Annotated in this window: 16 protein-coding genes; 3 read left to right on the top strand and 13 right to left on the bottom strand. The window is 63.7% G+C overall.

Annotated elements, in window-relative coordinates; all coding sequences use genetic code 11:
* Window position 1: 1 nt before the first annotated feature.
* On the bottom strand, window positions 2-3,076 hold the full coding sequence (locus BXA07_RS00330) for a response regulator (protein ID WP_076564653.1): 3,075 nt from the start codon (window positions 3,074-3,076) through the stop codon (window positions 2-4).
* Window positions 3,077-3,316: 240 nt separating this feature from the next.
* On the opposite strand from BXA07_RS00330, the gene fnr reads away from it, so the two are divergent.
* Window positions 3,317-4,075 carry a fumarate/nitrate reduction transcriptional regulator Fnr gene (gene fnr / locus BXA07_RS00325; protein WP_076564651.1) on the top strand — a complete coding sequence of 253 codons (759 nt, stop codon included), beginning with the start codon at window positions 3,317-3,319 and terminating at the stop codon, window positions 4,073-4,075.
* Between the two features lie 124 nt (window positions 4,076-4,199).
* Here the strand turns inward: fnr and BXA07_RS00320 are convergent, their stop codons facing one another.
* The 6 genes from BXA07_RS00320 to ccoN all read right to left on the bottom strand — a co-directional run bounded on the left by BXA07_RS00320 (window position 4,200) and on the right by ccoN (window position 9,389).
* On the bottom strand, window positions 4,200-4,724 hold the full coding sequence (locus BXA07_RS00320) for a FixH family protein (RefSeq protein ID WP_076564649.1): 525 nt from the start codon (window positions 4,722-4,724) through the stop codon (window positions 4,200-4,202).
* Window positions 4,725-4,826: 102 nt separating this feature from the next.
* Entirely contained in the window at window positions 4,827-6,209 is a 1,383-nt protein-coding gene (gene ccoG / locus BXA07_RS00315) for a cytochrome c oxidase accessory protein CcoG (protein ID WP_139335391.1), read from the bottom strand.
* Window positions 6,210-6,213: 4 nt separating this feature from the next.
* Window positions 6,214-7,134, bottom strand: a complete 921-nt coding sequence (gene ccoP, locus BXA07_RS00310; RefSeq protein ID WP_076564648.1) for a cytochrome-c oxidase, cbb3-type subunit III — start codon at window positions 7,132-7,134, stop codon at window positions 6,214-6,216.
* Window positions 7,127-7,330: a cbb3-type cytochrome oxidase subunit 3 gene (locus BXA07_RS00305; protein WP_076564646.1), complete on the bottom strand. Its 204-nt coding sequence runs from the start codon at window positions 7,328-7,330 to the stop codon at window positions 7,127-7,129. Before BXA07_RS00305 ends, ccoP begins: the two co-directional genes overlap by 8 nt.
* A gap of 1 nt (window position 7,331) precedes the next feature.
* A complete protein-coding gene (ccoO, locus tag BXA07_RS00300; protein WP_070223252.1) occupies window positions 7,332-7,946 on the bottom strand; it encodes a cytochrome-c oxidase, cbb3-type subunit II in 615 nt (204 codons plus the stop codon).
* A 15-nt stretch (window positions 7,947-7,961) separates the two neighbouring features.
* Entirely contained in the window at window positions 7,962-9,389 is a 1,428-nt protein-coding gene (ccoN, locus tag BXA07_RS00295; protein ID WP_046681775.1) for a cytochrome-c oxidase, cbb3-type subunit I, read from the bottom strand.
* A gap of 246 nt (window positions 9,390-9,635) precedes the next feature.
* Between ccoN and BXA07_RS00290 the strand changes: the two genes are divergently transcribed.
* Both BXA07_RS00290 and BXA07_RS00285 read left to right on the top strand, forming a co-directional pair.
* The gene (locus BXA07_RS00290; RefSeq protein ID WP_076564644.1) at window positions 9,636-11,771 is read left to right on the top strand and encodes a T6SS effector phospholipase Tle3 domain-containing protein; all 2,136 of its coding nucleotides are present in this window, start codon (window positions 9,636-9,638) and stop codon (window positions 11,769-11,771) included.
* Between the two features lie 134 nt (window positions 11,772-11,905).
* Entirely contained in the window at window positions 11,906-13,243 is a 1,338-nt protein-coding gene (locus tag BXA07_RS00285; RefSeq protein WP_348532944.1) for a hypothetical protein, read from the top strand.
* On the opposite strand, the gene ccoS is transcribed toward BXA07_RS00285, so the two are convergent.
* The 6 genes from ccoS to BXA07_RS00255 form a co-directional block, all read right to left on the bottom strand.
* On the bottom strand, window positions 13,231-13,413 hold the full coding sequence (ccoS, locus tag BXA07_RS00280; RefSeq protein WP_076564642.1) for a cbb3-type cytochrome oxidase assembly protein CcoS: 183 nt from the start codon (window positions 13,411-13,413) through the stop codon (window positions 13,231-13,233). The genes BXA07_RS00285 and ccoS overlap by 13 nt on opposite strands.
* A gap of 2 nt (window positions 13,414-13,415) precedes the next feature.
* On the bottom strand, window positions 13,416-15,857 hold the full coding sequence (locus BXA07_RS00275) for a heavy metal translocating P-type ATPase (protein WP_076564640.1): 2,442 nt from the start codon (window positions 15,855-15,857) through the stop codon (window positions 13,416-13,418).
* 22 nt (window positions 15,858-15,879) lie between these two features.
* The gene (locus BXA07_RS00270) at window positions 15,880-16,650 is read right to left on the bottom strand and encodes a sulfite exporter TauE/SafE family protein (protein ID WP_076564639.1); all 771 of its coding nucleotides are present in this window, start codon (window positions 16,648-16,650) and stop codon (window positions 15,880-15,882) included.
* A gap of 9 nt (window positions 16,651-16,659) precedes the next feature.
* Window positions 16,660-18,108, bottom strand: a complete 1,449-nt coding sequence (hemN, locus tag BXA07_RS00265; RefSeq protein ID WP_076564637.1) for an oxygen-independent coproporphyrinogen III oxidase — start codon at window positions 18,106-18,108, stop codon at window positions 16,660-16,662.
* Between the two features lie 25 nt (window positions 18,109-18,133).
* A complete protein-coding gene (locus tag BXA07_RS00260) occupies window positions 18,134-19,804 on the bottom strand; it encodes a methyl-accepting chemotaxis protein (protein ID WP_076564636.1) in 1,671 nt (556 codons plus the stop codon).
* Window positions 19,805-19,999: 195 nt separating this feature from the next.
* On the bottom strand, window positions 20,000-22,108 hold the full coding sequence (locus tag BXA07_RS00255; protein ID WP_076564635.1) for an EAL domain-containing protein: 2,109 nt from the start codon (window positions 22,106-22,108) through the stop codon (window positions 20,000-20,002).
* Window positions 22,109-22,148: the final 40 nt, after the last annotated feature.

Below are 22,148 nucleotides of genomic sequence, written 5' to 3'. Positions count from 1 at the left end.
ATTAATCTTTTAAGCGCGACAACCAGTCCGCCGCCGCCGCCAGCGCCTGCTCCAGCTCCTGCGCCGCCTGCGCCAGCAGGGCCGGCACTTCGTCCAGGCGGCCGCCGTCGATGGCTTCCTCGGTGGCGAAGGCGGCGCGGATCAGGCGCTTCGTGCCCAGGGTCCCCACGGAGCCGCGCACGCTGTGCAGGATGCGCGCCACGTCGCTGTGGCGGCCCGCCTGCAAGGCCGTTTCGGCGTCGCGCAGGGGCGTCATGCCCTTGTTCAGCGCGTCTTCCACCATGCGCCGCAGCACGCCGCGGCCCTTCGCGTCGCGCCCCATCACGCGCATCAGCGGCGCCATGGAAAACACCTCCTCATCGGCGACGCGCGCCGGCCCTGCCGCCTGCACCTGCGGCCGCTTGGGCAGATGGCGCGCGATGACGGCCATCATCTCTTCCACCACCACGGGCTTGGCGATGAAGTCGCTGATGCCGGCCGTCATGCAGCGCTCGCGCTCGGACGCCAGCACGCCGGCCGTCATGGCGATCACGGGCAGGGTCAGGCGCAGTTCCGTGCGGATGATGTGGGTGGCGCTGAAACCGTCCATGACGGGCATCTGCATGTCCATCAGCACGATATCGTAGCGCAGCGCTTCCGTGCGCAGCCGTTCCACGGCCTGCAAGCCGTCGCCCACCACGTCCAGCGTGGCGCCCATGTGTTCGAGGATGCCGCGCGCCACGGCCTGGTTCAAATGATTGTCTTCCACCAGCAGGAAATGCACGCCGGCCAGTTCCGTGCCCAACGGCTGGTGCAGGATGCGCTGTTCGCCCCCGTCGTGCTTGGTAATGAGCGCCTGGTGCAGGGCGTCGAACAGGCTGGAACCCGTGATCGGCTTCATCAGCACGACGTCGGCCTCGGCCGCGCTGGAAATTTCTTCCAGGTGGTTGCGGGCGAAGGCGTTGACCATCACGACGATGGGCTGGCGCTGGCCGGCGGCCGCCTGGCGGATGGCCTTGGCCGTGGCCAGGCCGTCCATCACGGGCATGTGCCAGTCGGCCAGCACCACGTCGTAGGGCTGCTGCTGCGCCAGGCGCTCGCGGTACAGCTCGATGGCGGCAAAGCCGGAATCGACTTCGTCGGCATTCCAGCCCCAGGCCTCGATCAGTTTGACGATCAGTTCGCGCGTGGTGCGGTTGTCGTCGGCCACCAGCAGGCGCAGCTGGCCCAGGGCCGGCGTGCGCCGCGTTTCGGCTGGCTGCGCCTGCAGGTCGAACGGCACGCTGAACCAGAAGCGGCTGCCCTTGCCTTCGCTGCTGGCGACGGCGATCTCGCCGCCCATCATGTGGATCAGCTGCTTGCTGATGGCCAGGCCCAGGCCCGTGCCGCCGAAGCGCCGCGTGATGCTCTGGTCGCCCTGCGAAAACGCGGCAAACAGCTGCTGTTGCTGCAACTCCGTCATGCCGATGCCCGTATCGCGCACTTCGAAGCGCAGCCAGGCGCGGTCTGGCTGGCTGTCGGCCAGGCTGACGGCCACCACGACTTCGCCTTGCTCCGTGAACTTGATGGCGTTGCCGGCCAGGTTGACGAGAATCTGCTGCAGGCGCTGGGCGTCGCCCACGAGGCGGCGCGGCACGTCGGGCTCGACGGCGATGGCCAGTTCCAGCTCCTTTTCGCCCGCATTCATCGTCATCGTCGTGGCCAGCGTGTTCATGACCTCGTCGAGATCGAATTCGACGGGCGACAGCTCCATGCGGCGCGCCTCGATCTTCGAATAGTCGAGCACGTCGTTGAGTATGCCCAGCAGCGACTGGCCCGCCACGCGCACCATGGTCAGATACTTGCGCTGTTCCGTATCGAGCTTGGTATTTCCCAGCAGATACACCATGCCCAGCACGGCGTTGAGGGGCGTGCGGATTTCATGGCTCATGTTGGCCACGAAATCGCTCTTCGCGCGGTTGGCCGCCTCGGCCCGGTCGCGTTCCTGTTCCAGTTCCGCCGCGCGCGCTTCGAGCTCCTGCTGCAGGCGGTCGCGTTCGCTCATCAGGCCGTTGAACGCTTCCGTCAGTTCGCCGATCTCGTCGCGCTGCTGCACGGGCACGGGCGTGAAGCGGCTGCCGGTGGTACGCAGCGCCTGCAGGGTGTCGCGCAGGCGCACCAGGGGCGACAGCAGGCGCACGGTGACCCAGCCCAGCACGGCTGCGGCCAGCAGCGAGGCGAGCGTGCTCCACAGCACCAGCCGGTATAGCACGCCGTCGAACGGTTCGAAGGCGTCGTCGAGGGGCAGCGAGGCGGCCAGCAGCCAGTTTACGGATTTCAGACGCTTGAAACTGTTGACGGCCGTAACGCCGCGGCTGTTGGTGCTGACCATGCTGCCTTCGCCATCGTCCTTCAGCAGCTGGGTGGTGGTCAAGTTGGCGTTCGGCTTGCGCGGTTGCAGCAAACGGCTGGTGTCGGGGTGCAGCACGTAGCGCGGTTCGGCGCCGCGCGTGAGGATGAAGTAATAGCCGCTCTTGCCGATCTTTTCCGAGCGCAAACGGCCCAGCAGGTTGTCCTTGTACAGGCGCAATACACCGATCACCACGCCGGCCACCTGGCCGTCGGCGGCCAGCACGGGCGCCGCCATCTGCACGATGGGCATGCCGCTCGATTTGCCCAGCATCGGTTCGGTGATCATGGGCTGGCGCGTGCGCAGCACGGTCTGGAAGTATTCGCGCTCGGCAACATTGATGCCGGCGCGCCCCGCCACTTCGGGCATGTCGGCCACGACGGCGCCATGCGCGTCGAGCACCAGCACGTCGTCGAACAGCACCAGCATCGAGCGGCGCGAATAGTATTGGCGCAACTGGGCGGGCTGGCCGATCAGTTCCGGCGGCTGCTGCCTGGCCGTCAGCGTGACGATCTGCAGCAGCATGGCCAGCTTGTCGTCGAGTTCGGCGGCGGTGCGGGTGATCAGCGATGACTGCTGGCTCAGCAGTACCCGGGTGAAGTCGTCGCGCATGTGCTGCACCTGGATCATGGTGACCAGCGCGATCATGGCGATCGAGGTCAGGCTGGTTGCCAGCGCGACTTTTGCTTTGATGCCGAGAGGCTTCATGATTTCCTTTTTCAGTACCGGGCGGTACAGGCGGCAGATAATGCTGTTAGGAATTTTCCTATCAATACATCAACTTGGCAAGCGGCGCCGCGCAAATGGCCCTCCCCGCATGGGCTTTTGACGATGTTGCCATATAATTAAAGTCCGAACGTCGTTTATTCAGTGAAATTGCGGTGAAATTGGCACACGGCAACCGTGTATGCAGTAAACTTGTTATTGCATTTTCTAAAAGGTACCGACATGACTGAAGCGCTACTCTCTCCAACCTTGCCCACCGTGAACGTGGAAGCGTTGCGTGCGCGATGCTCGACCTGCAGCATGCATCAATTGTGCCTGCCGATGGGCCTTGATGTGGGCGACATGGACAGGCTGGACCAGATCATCGGCCGCCGCCGCAAGATCGCGCGCGGCGCCTCGCTGTTCCGCATCGGCGACTCGTTCCAGAACCTGTACGCGATCCGCCTGGGCCACTTCAAGACCTACCAGATCAATCCGGGCGGCGAAGAGCAGGTGACGGGTTTCCAGATGGCCGGCGAACTGCTGGGCATGGATGCCATCAGCGCCGACCGCCACCACTGTAATGCGGTGGCCCTGGAAGACAGCGAAGTGTGTGAAATCCCGTTTTCCAGCCTGGAACAATTGCTGGGCAATATGCCGACCCTGCTGCGCCATTTCCACCGCATGATGAGCCAGGAAATCACGCGCGAGCAAAGCGTGATGTTGCTTTTGGGTAACATGCAGGCGACGCAGCGTTTTGCCGCCTTTATCGTCAACCTGGCGTCGCGCTATGAAGCACGCGGCTACTCGGGCAGCAAGTTCCAGCTGCGCATGTCGCGCGAGGAAATCGGCAACTACCTGGGCCTGACCATCGAGAGCGTCAGCCGTTTATTGTCGAAATTCAAAAAGGAAGGCTGGCTGCGCGTCTCGAACCGCGAGATCGAGATCTTGCAGCCTGCCAAGTTGAAGGCTATTACGGCCGGCACGGACGTCTGCAAATAACAGCACCGTCAAAACCTGCTGCGCGTCGCGCTTTGCGGCCTGCGATGCTCGCTGTGCTATAGCACAGCTGTGCTTCTCAGCCACAAATCACTGCCGCTCGCTACGGTTTTCCCGGCACTGTACCTTATAGTTCCTCATCGGCGTGCAGCGCGATGCTGCGCTGCAGCGGCCACGTCCAGATGCCGGACAGGCGCCATTCGCGCTTGTCGTTTTCCACCAGTACTTGCCAGCGGCTGCGCTCGAGCATCGGCAGCGCCACCGAGAAATTACCCTGGGCATCGGGCTGCACCAGCAGCTTGATATCCTTTTCCGGCAGGGTCGCATGCGCCAGGTGCAGCAGCAAAGGCTTCTGGTACGCCTTGCCGAAGCTGTGCACGGAGCCGCTCAGGCGCGCTGCAGCGACGTCATACGACAGGGCCGTATCCATCGCCAGGTCGCTGGCGACCGTGTCGCGCTTCAAATCCTGGTTGATGGCCTTGCCCTGCTTGTAATAATCGCCCACCACCAGCGCATCGGGTTGCGTAAACGCAATATAGCCCATGAAACTGCCGACGACCACGGACAGGCCGGGACCGATCATCAGCAGCCATGGCCAGCGATGCTTGTACCACGGGGCAACGGGGGCTTGCAGCTTGAGACTGTCGGACATGGTATTTCTCCTGTTTAAACGGCCAGTCCCCATGCGGGGACTGACCTTCCTGCAACTTCGTGGCGGCGGCGAGGGCACCCGCTCCCCGTCCGCCTTTCCTTGTTAACGTGGCACGATGAAGACCGCGCTTTCACGCACATGCAGCGCCGGGTCGTCCAGCGATTGCAATTCGATCGCAATCTTGTTCGAGCCTTTCTCGCCCACGCCGTGCGGCACGCGCAGGCGGATCGGCCAGCCCAGCGTTTCCGTCGGCTGCAAGGTCACTTCTTCGCGCGTCAGCAAGGTCAGGCCCGGCAAGCCGGAAGCGCTGATTTTGAAATGCTGGCTTTGCTCCGAGGTGTTCATGATCTGCAGGCGGTAGACGTTTTCGATCATGCCGTCTTCCACTTCGCGTCCCATCGAACCGCGGTCGCGGATCACGTCCATCTTCAGCGGCGTGCGCAGGGCCAGCGAAGTACACACGGCGATGATGATCAGGGCCAGGATGGAAGTGTAGATCAGGACGCGCGGGCGCATGGCGCGCTGGCGTATCTGCTTCGAATTGAAGTTGTTTTCCATCGCATGGTCGGTACTGTAGCGTATCAAGCCACGCGGCCGCTCGACCTTGTCCATCACGGTATTGCAGGCATCGACGCAGGCGGCGCAGCCTATGCATTCATACTGCAGGCCGTTGCGGATATCGATGCCGGTCGGACACACCTGCACGCACAAAGTACAGTCGATGCAGTCACCCAGCTTGTCGTTGTTGCCGGCCTTCTTGCTCATGGCGCCGCGTGGTTCGCCGCGCTTGGCATCGTAGGTGATGATCAGGGTGTCCTGGTCGAACATGGCGCTCTGGAAACGCGCGTAGGGACACATGTATTTGCACACCTGCTCGCGCAGCCAGCCCGCGTTGCCGTAGGTTGCCAGGCTGTAGAACAAGACCCAGAACCATTCCCACGGACCGAAGTTCAGGGTGGTCACCGAATGCGCCAGTTCCTTGATCGGCGTGAAGTAGCCGACGAAGGTAAAGCCCGTCCACAGGGCGATGGCGCCCCATGCCAGGTGCTTGGCCGTCTTCTTGAACGCTTTGCGCACGGAGGGGCCCTGCTTGTCGAGGGCCATGCGCGCGCTGCGCGTGCCCTCGATGCGGCGTTCGACCCACAGGAAGATTTCCGTGTACACCGTTTGCGGGCAGGAGAAGCCGCACCACACCCGCCCCGCAATGGCCGTGACGAGGAACAGCAGATAGGCACAGATGATCAGCAGGGCCGCCAGATAGATGAAATCCTGGGGCCACAGCACGACGCCGAAAATGTAGAACTTGCGCGTGGTCAAATCGAACAGCAGGGCTTGCCTGCCATTCCAGGTCAACCACGGCAAGCCGTAGAACGCCAGCTGGGTAAGCCAGACGCATACCCATCGCCAGGTAGCGTAGCGTCCTTTGGCCTCGCGAGGGTAGATTTGCTCGCGGGCCGCATACATCTTGATGACTTGAGGTTCCATTACATCATTTCACGGGCGTCTGGGGATTCGACAAGCTCCAGACATAGGCTGACAGCACGTGCACTTTCGATTCCCCGAGGAAATCGCTGAATGCCGGCATGGTGTTGTTGCGCCCCTTGCGGATGGTTTCCATGATGGTATCGGCGCTGCCGCCGTACAGCCAGATCTTGTCCGTCAGGTTAGGCGCGCCCAGCATCGGGTTGCCCTTCGCATCGGCGCCGTGACAGGCCATGCAGGCGCCGAACTTGCCCTTGCCCAGCACGGACTTGACGGGGTCCGAGGTGGAGCCGGACAGGCTCAGCACGTAGTGGGCCACGTTCTCGATATCCTTCTCGGAACCGAGCGCGGCGCCCATCGGCGGCATCTGGCCATTGCGGCCGTGCATGATGGTGGTCTTGATGGTGGCAGGATCACCGCCATACAGCCAGTCCTTGTCCGTCAGGTTGGGGAAGCCCTTGTTGCCGCGCGCATCCGAGCCGTGGCATTGCGCGCAGTAGGTCAGGAACAGACGCTGGCCGATGGCTTGCGCCTGCGGATCGGCGGCCACCGTCTTGATATCCTGGCTCAGGTACTTGTTGAACAGGGGGCCGTAGTCGGCTTCCGCCTTCTTCAGCTCTTCCTCGTACTGGCCCGTGGATTTCCAGCCCAGGCTGCCGGCGTAGGTGCCCAGGCCCGGGTACAGGAACAGGTAGGCCAGCGCGAAGACGATGGTGATGTAGAACAACCACATCCACCAGCGCGGCATCGGCGTGTTGAGTTCCTTCAAGTCCTCGTCCCAGACGTGGCCCGTGGTGCCGTCGGCGGGGGCGCCGGCGGCCACTTTCACTTTCGACTGCGAGTACAGCAGCACACCGCAGCCGATGATGCCCAGCAGGGACAGCACGACGATGTAGATATTCCAGAAGCCATTGGTAAAGTCAGCCATGGTTGCGCTCCTTCGCCAGGTTCGTCTCGGCCTCGGCCGGATAGTCGAGCGCCTCGTCGGCGAACGGCAGGCGTGCCGCCGCGTCGAAGTCGCCATTGCTGCGGCTGAACGTCCACCACAGGATGCCCACGAATGTCATAAAGGAAACCACCGTCATGACGCTGCTGGCGCTGTCAAACAGGTTCTCGATTGCCATGCTAATTCCTTGTTTTGATTAATGTACCGAGGCCTTGCAGATAAGCGACCAGGGCGTCCTCTTCCGTCTTGTCCTGCAGCTGTGCCGGGCCGGCGGCGATTTCTTCATCGCTGTACGGCTGGCCCAGGCGCTTCAGGGCGCGCATCTTCGGCATGATGTCGTCGGGTACCAGCTTGGTCTTCGCCAGCCATGGGTAGGCCGGCATGTTCGACTCGGGCACCACGTCGCGCGGGTTGTTCAAGTGCGTGCGGTGCCATTCGTCGCTGTAGCGGGCGCCCACGCGGGCCAGGTCCGGCCCCGTGCGCTTGGAACCCCACTGGAACGGACGGTCATACACGAACTCGCCGGCAACCGAATAGTGGCCATAGCGTTCCGTTTCCGCGCGCAGCGGACGCACCATCTGCGAGTGGCAGTTGTAGCAGCCTTCGCGCACGTAAATGTCGCGGCCCGCCAGGCGCAGCGGCGAATACGGCTTCAGGCCGGCGACCGGCTCCGTCGTGCTCTTCTGGAAGAACAGGGGAACGATCTCGACGGCGCCGCCGATGCTGATCACCACCGTGACCAGGGCGATCAGCAGCCAGGGGTTTTTCTCAATCCATGCATGTGAAAATTTCATTTGCTTTCGCTCCTATCAGGCGTGCGCCGCGTTCAGTTCTGGAATGCGGGCGACGGGGAGTTTGCTGCCGCGCAAGGTCATCCAGGTGTTGTAGCCCATGATGCACATACCCGACAGGTACAGCAGGCCACCGGCCACGCGCACCACGTAGTACGGATACGTTGCTTTCACGCTTTCGACAAAGGTGTAGGTCAGGGTGCCGTCCGGATTGACTGCGCGCCACATCAGGCCCTGCATCACGCCGGCGATCCACATGGCGGCGATGTACAGCACGATGCCGATGGTGGCCACCCAGAAGTGCACGTCGACCAGGCGCGTGCTGTGCATCTGCGTGCGGCCCGCCAGGCGCGGCAGCAGGTAGTAGATCGAACCCATGGTGATGAAGCCCACCCAGCCCAGGGCGCCCGCATGCACGTGGGCAACGGTCCAGTCGGTGTAGTGCGACAGCGAGTTGATGGTCTTGATCGACATCATCGGACCTTCGAAGGTGGCGATACCGTAGAACGACAGCGAAACGATCATGAATTTCAGGATCGGGTCGGTGCGCAGCTTGTGCCAGGCGCCCGACAGGGTCATGATGCCGTTGATCATGCCGCCCCAGCTTGGTGCCAGCAGGACCAGCGAGAAGACCATGCCGATCGATTGCGTCCAGTCAGGCAAGGCCGTGTAGTGCAGGTGATGCGGGCCGGCCCACATGTAGGTGAAGATCAGCGCCCAGAAGTGGACGATGGACAGGCGGTACGAGTACACGGGGCGCTCGGCCTGTTTCGGGATGAAGTAGTAGACCATGCCCAGGTAGCCGGCGGTCAGGATGAAGCCCACCGCGTTGTGGCCGTACCACCACTGGATCATGGCGTCCTGCACGCCTGCATAGGCGGAATACGACTTGGTGAACGAGGCTGGCATGACGGCGCCATTGACCACGTGCAAAATCGTCACGGCCAGGATGTAGGCGCCGAAGAACCAGTTCGCCACGTAGATGTGCTTGACCTTGCGCTTGATCAAGGTACCGAAGAAGACGATGGCGTAAGCGATCCAGACGACGGCGATGAGGATGGCGATAGGCCATTCCAGCTCGGCGTATTCCTTGCCGCGGGTCAGGCCCATGGGCAGGCTGACGACCGCGCACAGGATCACGGCTTGCCAGCCCCAGAACGTGAAGGCGGCCAGCTTGTCGGAAAACAGGCGTACCTGGCAGGTGCGTTGCACTACGTAGTACGAGGTGGCGAACAGGCCGCAGATGCCGAAGGCGAAAATCACCGCATTCGTGTGCAGCGGACGCAGACGTCCGTATGTCAGCCATGGTATGTCGAGGTTCAGGGCAGGCCAGGCCAGCTGAGCGGCGATGATAACGCCAACCAGCATGCCGATGATGCCCCATACCACAGTAGCGACCGCGAATTGCTTCACGATCTTGTAGTTATAGTTCAGCGATTGATCCACAAAGACTCTCCCTGGAATTACTATTTATGATGGTGGCCAGAGAGTAAGTGTTTGATCGCGAAAAAACTTTGATGTGGATCAAAATTCCCCGGATGAAATAAGCGTAGCGAAGTGGCATCGAAATAAAGTGATATTCCGGTCAAAAAAACCGTGCAAGATCCCTGCAACGGCTGGCTTGACATGGCGTAAAACGTTCATGGAAGCAATGGCCTACAGTGGCTTGTCCAGACACGCCCAAGGCCCGCCATGGAAGACCCCGAACGTCGCGATCCGTTTGATGCCCAGGTGGACATGGTCGTGGGCAAGGCCGAGGGTACAACCCTGTTCAGTCACTGCCTGCTCGATTGCCTGCAGCAGATGCCGTCGCCGGGCATCGTCATCTTCGTGCATGGCGTCAATTCCGACGGCGAGTGGTACCGCGCGGCCGAAGCAGGCCTGTGCAAGGGCCTGAACACGCGCATGAAGCGCTGCGACGAGCATATGGCGCATGCCACGGCGCAGGGCGGGCAGCTGACGCCGGTGGGCTATCGAAGCGAACTGAGCGATGACGGCTATGTCGATCCCGACTATACGGCCGCCACCTTCATCGTGCCGCAAGCGCATTTCTCGCCCGTGATCCAGTTCCGCTGGGGCTACAAGGCCAGCGACAGGGAATTGCAGCAATATGGCGATTCGGTCTACCTGAACGAACACGCTTACTGGGGCGGCGGCCCGTTCGCCAATGGCTGCTCCTCCCTGCCTGACCTGTGGGGCGAGGGACTCTCGGACGCCCTCTTCCTGTTCATCCATATCGAGCATCTGAATCCCGTCAACGACCGCATCGTGTATGCCTGCCCGCCGCGCCCCTATTTCGTGCTGGCCGCGCTGCGCCTGGCGCACCTGGTGGCGGCCATCCGCCGGCAGCAGGCCGACGTGCCGATTACCCTTGTCTGCCACAGCCAGGGCAATATGGTGGGCATGGCGGCCGCGTTTCTGGGCAATAAGATGGCCAAGGTGCAGGATGCGGCAGGCAAAAGCGGGCGCTGCGTGGCCGATACTTATGTCTTGTGCAACCCTCCGTACAGCCTGTTGCGCAGAAACGATACGGAAGGCTGGCTGCAGGGGCAAGTCAGGGATGTCGATGGCAATGTGGGCCGGCAAAGCGGCGAGGCGCGCCGCAAGACCCTGGCGGCGTTTTTCGACATCGTGCGTGGCCAGGCCACGGAGCCGCCCATGTCTGCCGCGCTGGCGGACATGGCCGCCAACGTGCGCCATGATTTCACCCTGGACAAGGACAGGGCCGCCTATGCCTGCGGCCCGCAGCCGACGACGCGCGGCCGCGTCACCCTGTATTGCAATCCGCACGACCGGGTGATTTCCGCCACGCCCATCCAGGGCATGGGCTGGTTGGGTCTGAGCGCCGAAGAGATCAAGGCCACGCGCGGCGACGGCGTGTTCAGCCAGCGCGTGTTTGCGCAAGGCTTTCCCGTTGGCAAGCGCGCTGACTATGACTATTGGAGCAACCATTATCGCCAGCCCGCGCGGGGCAGCGCCGATTTCTGGCATCCCCGTTCGCCGATTTCCAGATACGACCCGGACAAGGGCGTGCGCGCCAGCGCCAGCGCGGCAGGCAAGGCGGCGACCGTACGCACCGCCGCCGCCACGTCAGCGCTGATGAAGTGGCTCAAGACCCCCATCAATGCCGTGCCGCCCGACGACTGGCGCATCCCCGTGACGGCGCCCGCCTTGCCTGAAGTGTTTACACCGCAGGCCATGCGCTTTGGCGTACCCAGCCCGCAGTTCGACCAGGATCTCGATCCGCCCGGCACGCACCGCCAGGAGGGCAAGGCACGCCCGGCAGGCGAGCCGTATGCCGATACAAGCGTGGGCGGCACGCCGCAGGGCGACCGCGATACCGAGGCGGCACTGCGCTACGAAGACCACGCCCGCCTGCGCATGAAGGCCCGCCGCGGGAAGCTCGACGGCCTTGACGGCAAGGCGATGATGGAAGACGACCTGTCCACCGCCACGCCGGAATACTTGCAATGGCGCAAGCAGGAAATCCAGGGGCAACTGGCGGCCACCTGCGACACGCATGCGACCGACCATTCCACCATCCTGACTAATCCTGGGCACGCTGAAAAGGCGCTGGCGTATGACGTGGCGATTGGGGTGTGTCATATCAGCGAGAAGGCGATGCGACAACTGCGCATTGCGGCAGATTGGCGTCTTTTAATTACTGGTAATGAAATGCTGCCATTGAAAATATTTCGTGAGTATTTTTTGACGGGAATGTTCAAGGAACTGCCATTGCTGGATTGGGTGAGCAGCAGTGGCAGCACGGGAAGCATGCCTTCTGAAATTGTGGATGAGCGCATGTACAAGCGCCCGGAGACATCCTGATGTACAACTTGATTGCTACTCTTCCGCGCAGGCTGGGCTGGAGCATCTTTGTTTTCAGTCTTGCGTCTGGTATTGCACTTTGGTCGGTATTGCAGGCCCCGCCAATCGACGTTCCTCTTGAAGAAGGATTGCTGATGAAACGACTATTCTTGATGCCGGCATTGCTGGCGCTTGCCGTGCTTTTTTTAACATCGGCCTGCGCCAGCAAGGCACCTGTGGCGTCACCATTTGCCGCCGTTATCCCTGCTGCGCCCGCGCAACCGTACATGGCGCAGGTGGTGGGCGTGCAGTGGCTCAATCCCCTGCAGCGGCGCGATTATCCGACCGAGTGGCAATTGCTGTGGACGCTGGGCCTGGCCAAGCCGAACAAGGACGATAGCAAAGTGAAAGAGAACCCCGTGCGTTTTGGCAAGGTGCAATCGATCGGCATGATTGCCTATGGTAACAACGGTAGCGAAACCTTTAAAGGCTACCATCAGCAATACGTTGCCGAGTTAATTTATCGCTTTCGTGACATTTATTTTTCCAGCAAAGAGTATTTTTACAACGCCCATTCGCTGACCGACAAATCCACGCGCCGTGAACTGGCCGGCATTCGTGTCGAATATGCGCTGCCTGCGGGACGTCTTGATCCCATAGAAGCTGGAGAATATGTGCAGGATACAATCAGGCGCGCTTTCAGCATCGGCAACCCCCATTTCCCCGATTCCTGGACCACGGCCACGCCGCCCGACGTGCGCGTGACCCTGGGCGGCGCCAACGCGGGCTTTACATCCCTGGCGGCGGGCCTGGCTTACCTGCAGGCCAATCCCGACAAGACGGTGTGGGTGATGAACTGGGATGCGCCCAGTTATCCGCCCAAGGATGAGCAGATCAATGAAAACATGGTCTTGCTGGTGCTGGCCGGTCCCGGCTACAAGACGCAGCGCGCACCGCTGGCCTGGCTGGGCTTTCCCGCCACGCGCAAGGTCGCCGATTTCAGCGCCGGCAAGGGCGCTGCCCCGCGCGCCGTGCAGGCGTGGAGCGCTGCCATCGACGCTGCCGCCAGGAACGCGCAAGTGAACGACGACGCCATCGGCTACGTCATCCACGATGCGGGCAGCACCTATCCAGTCTCGTCAGAACGGCTCGGCCCGCTGGCGCAAAGCCTGACGCAGCAATTGCCCGACTTTGATTTCAACAAGCAGACGTTCAACATGCCGGAACTCCTGGGCGAGACGGGCGCCGGCACGGCGCTGACCAACGTGGCACTCGCTATCGCCCATGCGAACCATGTGGGCCGGCCCGTGCTGGTGGCGGGCAGCAGCGACAGCGAGAGCGCGACTGCCGTGGTGGTGGCGCCGCCGGCCGTGGTGCGGCCCGTCGACCACGAACAGCCGTGGTTCCGCGCGCGCGGCGGCAATACCGTGTTCTTGCCGTGGTGGGGCCGGCGCTTCGATGCGCGGCCGGGGTCGCAAGGCTATTCGCGCTGAGGCGCGGGCGGGGAGGCCGCTTCCGGCGGCGTATCGTCGTCCTGCAGCACGCGCAGGCCCGGTCCGACGAGGTCGTCGAACTGGCCGCTGTCCGAGGCCGTGAAATACACCCACAGCGCGATGAAGACGACCACGACGCTCAAGGGGATGAGGAGATACAGTGCTTCCATGTTCAGGCTTTCCGCAGGCGCAGGGCGTTGGCGATGACGACCGCCGAGCTGGCGGCCATGCCGACGCCGGACAGCCAGGGGTTTAAAAAGCCCAGCGCGGCGGCCGGGATGGCCGTCAGATTGTACAGCGTGGCCCAGCCCAGGTTTTCGCGGATGATGCGCATGCTGCGCGCCGCCGTCTTGGCTGTATCCAGCACGGAAACCAATTGGCTCGACAGCAGCACCGTGTCCGCATGGGCTTGCGCCAGCGCGGCGCCGGAACCCATGGCGAACGAGACGTCGGCGCCGCTCAGCACGGCGGCGTCGTTGATGCCGTCGCCGACCATGGCCACGACGGCGCCCGTGGCCTGCAATTGCTGCACGAAGTCGAGCTTTTCGTCGGGCAGGCACTCGCCGCAGGCCGTGGCGATGCCCAGCTCGGCCGCCACGCTTTGCGTCAGCGCTTCCTGGTCGCCGCTCAGCAGCACGACCTGCTTGCCATGCCGGTGGAAATATGCGACGACGTCGCGCGCTTCCGGGCGCAGCGCGTCGCTGAGCAGGAAACGCGTCAGCCAGCGCCCCTGCGTGCCCAGGTACAGCGGCGTCATGCCCTGCATGCCGACGGCCGTGTCGCCCAGCGGCGGACCGGCGACGGCGGCGACAAAGGCCGCATTGCCCAGTCGGTAGCGCACGCCGTCGACCACGCCTTCGAGGCCCTGGCCCTGCACTTCCTGCAGGTGCTGCGCATGCGCGCGCGGCTGCGGTCCTGGCAACCCTTCGGCGGCGTCAAGGATGGCTTGCGCCAGCGGATGGGCGCTGCCCGCTTCCAGCGCGGCGGCCACCTGCAGGCAGTCGTCTTCCGCCATGCCGTCCAGGCCCTCGATCTGCTTGAGCACGGGCCGGCCCAGCGTCAATGTCCCCGTCTTGTCGAAGACGATGTGGGTGGCGCGATGCAGGGTTTCGAGCACGTGCGGCTGGACGATCAGCACGCCGCGCCGCAGCAGGCTGTCGGTGGCGGCCGCCAGCGCCGTCGGCGTGGCGAGAGACAGCGCGCAGGGGCAGGACACGACCAGCACGGCAATGGCCACGGGCCAGGCTTGCGCCGGATCATGCCAGCTCCAGAAGGCGAACACGGCGACGGCAAACAGCAGCAGGCCCAGCACGAACCAGGCGGCGACCTTGTCGGCCCACTGCGCGATCTGCGGCTTGCCGCTGCCGGCCCGCTCGATGAGTTTCAGCAGGTCGGACAGGGTGCTTTCGCGCGCCGGCTTGAGCACGCGCAAGATCAGCGCAGCGCTGGCGTTGATGGCGCCGCCCGGCACCCGCTCGCCCGTCTTGCGGCGCTGGGCCGCGCTCTCGCCCGTCAGCAGCGATAAATCGAGCGCGCTCGTGCCTTCGATGATGACGCTGTCGGCGGCGATCGCCTCGCCCGGCTTGACGAGGATGACGTCACCGACGGCCAGGCTGCCGGCCGGCACCAGGGTGGTGGCGCGGTTGTCGGGAAAGCCCGCCATCAGCGAGGCGGAAGCGGGCAAGGCGTGCTGCAGGCGTTCGAGGGCCGATGCCGCCTTGCGGCGCGCCTGCAGCTCGAAATAGCGGCTGCACAGCAGTAGAAAAATGAACATCGTGGCCGAGTCGTAATACACCTCGCCGCGCCCCGTAAACGTCGCCACCACGCTGCCGAAGAAGGCGGCCAGGATGCCCAGGGCCACGGGCACGTCCATGCCCAGGGTGCGCGCGCGCAGGCTGGCCCAGGCGCCCTGGAAAAACGGCATGGCGGAATAGCAGATGGCCGGCAAGGTGAGCAGCAAACTGGCCCAGCGCATCAGGCTGGCCATGCTGTCGTCCAGCGTGCCATCTTCGGCCGCCAGGTAGGACGGCGCCACGTACATCATCACCTGCATCATCGACAGGCCGGCGACGAACAGCTGGCGGCCCAGCGTCTTGCTGGCTTTTTGCAGGCGCTCGCCATGGCGCACGGCGTCGTACGGATAGGCCGTGTAGCCCACTTGCCGCACGGCTTGCAGGATGTCGCCCGGCTCGCACTGCGCGCGGCTCCAGCGCACGTACAGGCGCTCCGTGGCGACGTTCAGGCTGGCCGCCTGCACGCCGGGCAGGCGCGTCAATTGGCGCTCGATCAGCCAGACGCAGGCGGCGCAGCGGATGCCTTCGACGGAAAGCGTTGCTTCGCAGCTGCTGGCGTCGCGCGCGAATTGCGCGTCGTCATTGCTGTACAAACGCAGTTCCGGCGGCACCATGGCGGCGCCGGCCGCGTTGACGGCGTATTCGTCGCGGTCGCGGTAGTAGGCGCTCTGGCCGATGTCGACGATGGTTTGCGCCACCGCTTCGCAGCCGGGGCAGCACATGGCGCGCGGCACCTCGTCGATGGTGACGTTCCAGCTGGAACCGCCGGGGACGGGCAAGCCGCAATGGAAGCAGGCGGAGGATTGTAAAACAGCATTCATAGGTTTGTTTTCATGCGTCTTTTCATGGATGGCCCGTGACGCACAGGGCGTCGAGCCAGCCCAGCGAGACGCCGTTGGCGGCGCGCAGCAGGCCCAGCAGGCCAAAGCCCAGCACCAGCAAGCCGCTGGCGATGCGCACGGGGCGGCGCTGCATCTGCGCGCGCAGCCGCGTGCCCAGCAAGCCCATGCCCAGCAGGGTGGGCAGGGTGCCCAGGCCGAAGGCGCCCATGGCGGCCGCGCCGCTCAGGGCCGAGCCTTGCATCATGGCCGTCAGCAGGGCGCTGTAGACCATGCCGCACGGCACCCAGCCCCACAGGCCGCCCACGGCCAGTGCCTTGAAGATGGTGTCCATCGGCATCAGCGGTTTCAGCAGGGGGCGCACGCGGCGCCAGACGACGTTGCCGGCCGCTTCCAGATGGGCCAGGCCGCGCCAGGCGTCCATCAGGTACAGTCCCAAAGCGACGAGCATCAGGTTGGCCAGCCAGTACCCCGCCACTTGCAAGGAAGCAAGGTGCAACATGCCCGCGCCCGCCAGGCTGCCTGCCAGGGCGCCGGCCAGCATGTAACTGGCGATGCGCCCGCCGTTGTAGGCCAGCACGCGCAGCACGTTCGTTTGCAAGGTTGTCTGCAATGCGGGGCGCGCCACGGCGATGGCGATCACGGGGCGTGCCGGCGCGGCCGCTGCGCCGCCGCTGATCGACAGGGCGCCGACGATGCCGCCGCACATGCCGATGCAGTGCACGCTGCCGGCCAGGCCGACCATGAACAGCGGCAGGAGGCTCAGGGCGTTCATCGGGCGGCGTTACACCGTTTTCGAGTAGCGCAGCGGCTGCGGCGCATCCGGCGTGGCGTTGGCCCGGGCCAGGGTCAGGTAGCGGTCGAAGACCATGCAGATATTGCGGATCAGCAAGCGCCCTTTTGGCGTCACCGTCAGCCAGTCTTCCTCGATGACGAGCAGGCCGTCGCGCGCCAGTTCGCGCAGCTTTTCCAGCTCGGCGGCGAAATAGCTGCGGAATTTCACGGGGTGGGCTTGCTCGATGGTGGCGATCGACAATTCGAAGTTGCACATCAGCATCTGGATGATGATACGGCGCAATAAATCGTCCGTATCGAGCTTGATGCCGCGCGCGATCGGCAGCACGCCTTCGTCGAGCTTTTCATAGTAGGCGTCCAGCGTCTTTTCATTCTGGCTGTAGACTGCGCCGACGGAACTGATGGCCGACACGCCGCAGGCGATCAAATCGGCTTCCGCGCGCGTGGAATAGCCCTGGAAGTTGCGGTGCAAGCGGCCCTGGCGCTGCGCCACGGCCAGGTCGTCCGTCGGCTTGGCGAAATGGTCCATGCCGATGTAGACATAGCCGGCGGCCGTCAGGCGGGCGATGCACAGGCCCAGCATGGCCAGCTTGGCGGCGCTGTCGGGCATGTCGGCGTCGAGGATGCGGCGCTGCGGCTTGAACAGGTGCGGCATGTGCGCGTAGTGGTACAGGGCGATGCGGTCCGGGCTGGCGGAGATGACCTTGCGCAAGGTTTCCGTCATCGTTTCCAGATTCTGCTTGGGCAAGCCGTAGATCAGGTCGATGCTGATCGAGCGGAAGCCGGCGTCGCGCGCCGCCTGCATGATGGCCACCGTTTCCGCTTCCGGCTGGATGCGGTTGACGGCTTTTTGCACGTCCGCGTCGAAATCCTGCACGCCCAGGCTGATGCGGTTGAAACCTTGCGCGCGCAGGGAAAACACGCGTTCGCGCGACACCGTGCGCGGGTCGATTTCGATCGAATATTCGCCGTCTTCATCGGAGGCGAACTCGAAATGCTGGCGCAGGTGGGTCATCAGCTCGTCCATCTGCTTTTCGCTCAGGTAAGTCGGCGTGCCGCCGCCGAAATGCAGCTGTTCGATGTGGTTCATGCCGGCAAACAGCTTGCCCTGCATGGCGATTTCCTGCTTCAGATAGCTGAGGTAGGTGGCGGCCTTGCTGCGATCCTTGGTGATGATCTTGTTGCAGGCGCAGTAGTAGCACAGGGTGTCGCAGAACGGCACGTGCACGTACAGCGACAGCGGACGGCGGCCGCCGCGCATGCGCAGCGCGGCCAGCGCTTCGAGGAAGTTGCCGTAGCCAAAGTCGGCGTTGAAACGGTCGGCGGTCGGATACGACGTGTAGCGGGGGCCGGACTGGCTCATCTTGCCGATGATGACCGGGTCGAATTCGACGACGGCGTCCAGGTCGGCGGAAGCACTGCTGAGTAGTGTAGGCATGATGTGTTTTGAGGTCTTGAAAGGTTTAGGCGGCCAGGCGTTTCAGGCCGGCGCTCTTGCCGGTATTCGCGGCACCTGCGGCGCCCGATTTGCCGCCTGGCATGGCGACGCGGCGCGGTGGCGGCATCTTGCCGAAATTAAACAGGCTCACGGCTTGCGACAGGCTGGCCGCTTCTTCCGCCAGGCGCGTGGCGGCCGCGGCGGCTTCTTCCACGAGGGCCGCGTTCTGCTGCGTCACCTGGTCCATGTGGGCGATGGCCTGGTTGACCTGGTCGACGCCGATGCTCTGTTCGCGCGAAGCGATGGAAATCTCCTGCATGATGGCCGTCACCTGCTTGACGGAACTGACCACCTGCTCCATGGTGGCGCCGGCGCGGTTCACCTGCTGCATGCCGGCACCCACCTTGCCGACGGAAATTTCGATCAGCTGCTTGATGTCCTTGGCCGCCACCGACGAGCGCTGCGCCAGGCTGCGCACCTCGCCCGCCACGACGGCGAAGCCCTTGCCCTGCTCGCCGGCGCGGGCCGCTTCCACGGCCGCATTCAGGGCCAGGATGTTGGTCTGGAAGGCGATGCCTTCGATCAGGCCGATGATGTCGACGATCTTCTTCGACGAGGTGTTGATGTCGTCCATGGTGGTGATCACGTCGGAAACGATTTCGCCACCCTGCACCGCCACTTTCGAGGCGGCCACGGCCAGTTCGTTGGCCTGCACGGAGTTGTCCGCGTTCTGTTTTACCGTCGACGAGAATTCCTCGATGCTCGACGCCGTCTCTTCCAGGCTTGCCGCCTGCGATTCCGTGCGGCCCGACAGGTCCATATTGCCGACGGCGATCTGCTTGGTGGCCACGGCCATGGTTTCGACGTTGATGCGCACGTCGCGGATGGTGGCGATCAGGTTGCTGTTCATCTGCTGCAGCGCGCGCAGCAGCTGGCCCATTTCATCCGTGCTGTCCGTCTCGAAACTGCCCGACAGGTCGCCGGCGGCAATGGCGCGCGCGCCATTCAGGGCCTTGCCCAGCGGCTTGAGCACGGACATGCGCAAGGTGTACCAGAGGAAGACGTTGATCAGGAAGCCGAACAGGGTGGCGCCGAAGATGGCGTAATTGGTGATTTCGCCGCCGCTGGCGAACAGGCTGATGATGCACACCAGCAATTGCAGGCAGTTGACGATGGAGGTGGCGGCCCAGATGCGCAGGTTCAGCGACATGTGCGTCAGGCTGTGCAGCAGGTGCGCCAGGCCCGGGCGCACGATCTGGCCATGCTTGATGACGATCTTGCCGCCCTGCTTGCTGCGGATGGCCGCATACGCCTCTTCGGCCGCCTTGACCTGGTCCTTGTCCGCCTTCACGCGCACGGACATGTAGCCGATGGTCTTGCCCGCTTCGCGGATGGGCGTGACGTTGGCGCGCACCCAGTAAAAGTCGCCGTTCTTGCAGCGGTTCTTGACCAGGCCCGTCCATGGCGTGCCGGCCTGGATCGACGCCCACAGGTCGGCAAACGCTTCGGCCGGCATGTCCGGGTGGCGCACGATGTTTTGTGGCGAACCGAGCAGCTCTGCCTCGCTGAAGCCGCTGACCTGGCTGAAGTACGGATTCACATACACGATATTGCCGTTCATATCCGTTTTCGACACGATGGCCTGGTCGTCGAGGACGAGGACTTCGCGGTTAGTCACTGGCAAATTTTGGCGCATGGTCGCGGCTTCCTGATCAGTTAAATAAGCAATTGGTGGGTAAGACTTGCACGATTGCAAGAACGGAGATCAGTGTAAGGAGTCGCTTAGGCAAATTTATTGATGTAGATCAAAATCCTCCAGATTGGTCGTGCTTGCACGCATTTAGCGATAGCAATGCGGCATGGTTTTAAAGGTACTGCTTGCCTGCTGCGCTTAATCCACGCCCGCCGTCAGCGGCCGCAAGCCGCCCACGGCGTAGCCTTGCGCGTAGTCAATGCCCAGTTCGCGGATGATGGCCAGGGTGGCGTCGTTTTCCACGTATTCGGCCACGGTTTTCAAGCCCATCACGTGGCCCACTTCATTGATGGCCTTGACCATGGCCCGGTTGACGGCGTTGCTGGCGATGTCGCGCACGAAGACGCCGTCGATCTTCAGGTAGTCGACGGGCAGGGCCCGCAGGTAGCCGAACGAGGAAAAGCCGCTGCCGAAGTCGTCGAGCGAGAAGCGGCAGCCCAGCGCCTTGAGCTTGTGCATGAACACCTGCGCCTGGGGCAGGTTGGCAATGACGGCCGTTTCCGTGATTTCAAAGCAGATCTGCTCGGGCGCGACGGCGTACTGCACGAACTGCCCGGTGATGTAGTCGTGCAGGCCCGTGTCGGCCAGCGACATGCCCGACAGGTTGACGGAATACAGGGCCGGCGCGCGGCGGCGGCTTTCGGCCATGGCTTCCAGCGGCGGCAGGCTGTCGCGCACGCTCTGGATATGCTGGCAGACGGCGCGGATGACCCAGCGGTCGATGGACAGCATCATGTCATAGCGTTCGGCGGCGGGAATGAAGGTGCCGGGCAGGATCAGGTCACCCTTGCCGTTGCGGATGCGGATCAGCACTTCGTCGTGGTATTCGGGGCGGTCGCGCAGGTGCACGATGGGCATGGCGTACAGGCGGAAATAGTCGTGCGTGAAGGCTTCGTTCAGGCGTGAAATCCACAGCATTTCGCCATGCCGCTGCGCCAGCATGACGTCGGCCTCCTGGTACACGTGCAGGCGGTTGCGGCCCTGCTCCTTGGCCAGGTAGCAGGCCTGGTCGGCCGCGCTCAGCAGCTCGCTCATGGACTTGCTGTCCTGGCTGATTTCCACGATGCCGATGCTCACGCCCAGCTCGAAGCTGCGTTCGTCCCAGGCGAAGCGGAATTCGCGCACGGCCTGGCGCAGCTGTTCGCCGATCTGGCGCGCATGGTCGAGCGGGCAATGCGGCAGCAGCACGCCCAGCTCGTCGCCGCCGAGGCGCGCCAGGATGTCGCTGTCGCGCATGCGTCCCTGCAGCATCTTCGCCAGCAGCTGCAGCAGCACGTCGCCGGCGCCGTGGCCGCAGGTGTCGTTGATGACCTTGAACTGGTCCAGGTCCAGGTACAGCAAGGCATGCACGTGGCCGTCCTGCTTGGCCGTGTGCAGGGCGCCGGCCACCAGGTGTTCGAATTCGCGCCGGTTGAGCAGGCCCGTCAGCATATCGTGCGTGGCTTGCCATGACAGTTCCTGGCTCAGCTTGCGTTCGTGGCTGACGTCGCGGAACACGACGACGGCGCCGAGGATGTCGCCGTCGCGCGACCAGATCGGTGCGGCCGATTCCTCGATGGCGATGCGCCGCCCTTCGCGCGTGAGCAGCAGCGTGTGCGTGGACATGCCGATGGCCTGGCGCAGGCGCAAACACTTGATGGCCACGTGCTCGGGCGCCTGGCCCGTGTGTTCATCGAGCAGGCTCAGGGTATCCTGGATGTCCTGTCCCTGCGCCATGTCGTTGCTCCAGCCCGTCAACTGTTCGGCCACGCGGTTCAGGTAGCGCGTCTTGCCCTGCGGGTCCGTGGTCATCACGCCGTCGCCGATGGAGCTCAGTGTCACTTCGGCCAGTTCCTTGCGCTCGGCGATCATGATTTCGCGCGCCATGTGCTCGGTGACATCCCAGATGATGCCCAGGGTGCGCTCCGGCTGGCCGCCGCCATCCATGAAGACCTGCGCCTTGGCCGCCAGCCAGTGTTCGCTGTCGTCGGGCCAGACGACACGGTACTGCAGGGCGTAGCCGTCGCGCCGGCGCACGCCATCCTGCAGCACGTTGATCACCTTGTCGCGGTCGTCCGCGTGCACGCAGTCGAGAAAGCTGCGAAACGGTTGCGTCAGCGCACGTTCCTCCAGTCCCAGCAGCGCGGCGCCCCTGGCCGACCAGCTGACCGTGCCGTCAATGACCTGGCCATTGACGAGGCGCGAATCCCAGATCGCCATGTGCGCCGCGTCCAGCGCCATCTGTAAACGTTTCTGCAGGTCGCTCATCACCTTTCCCCCACCCGGATACCCACATAGACACATGGGC

It is taken from the genome of Janthinobacterium sp. TND4EL3, from assembly GCF_900156175.1.
In the GTDB taxonomy this organism is placed as follows: Bacteria; Pseudomonadota; Gammaproteobacteria; order Burkholderiales; family Burkholderiaceae_D; genus Janthinobacterium.
Note: the sequence above shows the minus strand (reverse complement) of the source record. Positions and strands in the feature narration are given on the sequence as shown.

Bases quoted from the DNA above. Each gene is read 5' to 3' on its own strand.
- BXA07_RS00275 (WP_076564640.1), bottom strand. From the start codon at position 15,857: ATGAATGCTGTTTTACAATCCTCCGCCTGCTTCCATTGCGGCTTGCCC.
- ccoS (WP_076564642.1), bottom strand. From the start codon at position 13,413: ATGGAAGCACTGTATCTCCTCATCCCCTTGAGCGTCGTGGTCGTCTTC.
- BXA07_RS00290 (WP_076564644.1), top strand. From the start codon at position 9,636: ATGGAAGACCCCGAACGTCGCGATCCGTTTGATGCCCAGGTGGACATG.
- ccoG (WP_139335391.1), bottom strand. From the start codon at position 6,209: ATGGAACCTCAAGTCATCAAGATGTATGCGGCCCGCGAGCAAATCTAC.
- BXA07_RS00320 (WP_076564649.1), bottom strand. From the start codon at position 4,724: ATGTCCGACAGTCTCAAGCTGCAAGCCCCCGTTGCCCCGTGGTACAAG.
- BXA07_RS00260 (WP_076564636.1), bottom strand. From the start codon at position 19,804: ATGCGCCAAAATTTGCCAGTGACTAACCGCGAAGTCCTCGTCCTCGAC.
- hemN (WP_076564637.1), bottom strand. From the start codon at position 18,108: ATGCCTACACTACTCAGCAGTGCTTCCGCCGACCTGGACGCCGTCGTC.
- ccoP (WP_076564648.1), bottom strand. From the start codon at position 7,134: ATGGCTGACTTTACCAATGGCTTCTGGAATATCTACATCGTCGTGCTG.
- BXA07_RS00270 (WP_076564639.1), bottom strand. From the start codon at position 16,650: ATGAACGCCCTGAGCCTCCTGCCGCTGTTCATGGTCGGCCTGGCCGGC.
- ccoO (WP_070223252.1), bottom strand. From the start codon at position 7,946: ATGAAATTTTCACATGCATGGATTGAGAAAAACCCCTGGCTGCTGATC.
- fnr (WP_076564651.1), top strand. From the start codon at position 3,317: ATGACTGAAGCGCTACTCTCTCCAACCTTGCCCACCGTGAACGTGGAA.
- BXA07_RS00330 (WP_076564653.1), bottom strand. From the start codon at position 3,076: ATGAAGCCTCTCGGCATCAAAGCAAAAGTCGCGCTGGCAACCAGCCTG.
- BXA07_RS00255 (WP_076564635.1), bottom strand. From the start codon at position 22,108: ATGAGCGACCTGCAGAAACGTTTACAGATGGCGCTGGACGCGGCGCAC.
- BXA07_RS00285 (WP_348532944.1), top strand. From the start codon at position 11,906: ATGAAACGACTATTCTTGATGCCGGCATTGCTGGCGCTTGCCGTGCTT.
- BXA07_RS00305 (WP_076564646.1), bottom strand. From the start codon at position 7,330: ATGGCAATCGAGAACCTGTTTGACAGCGCCAGCAGCGTCATGACGGTG.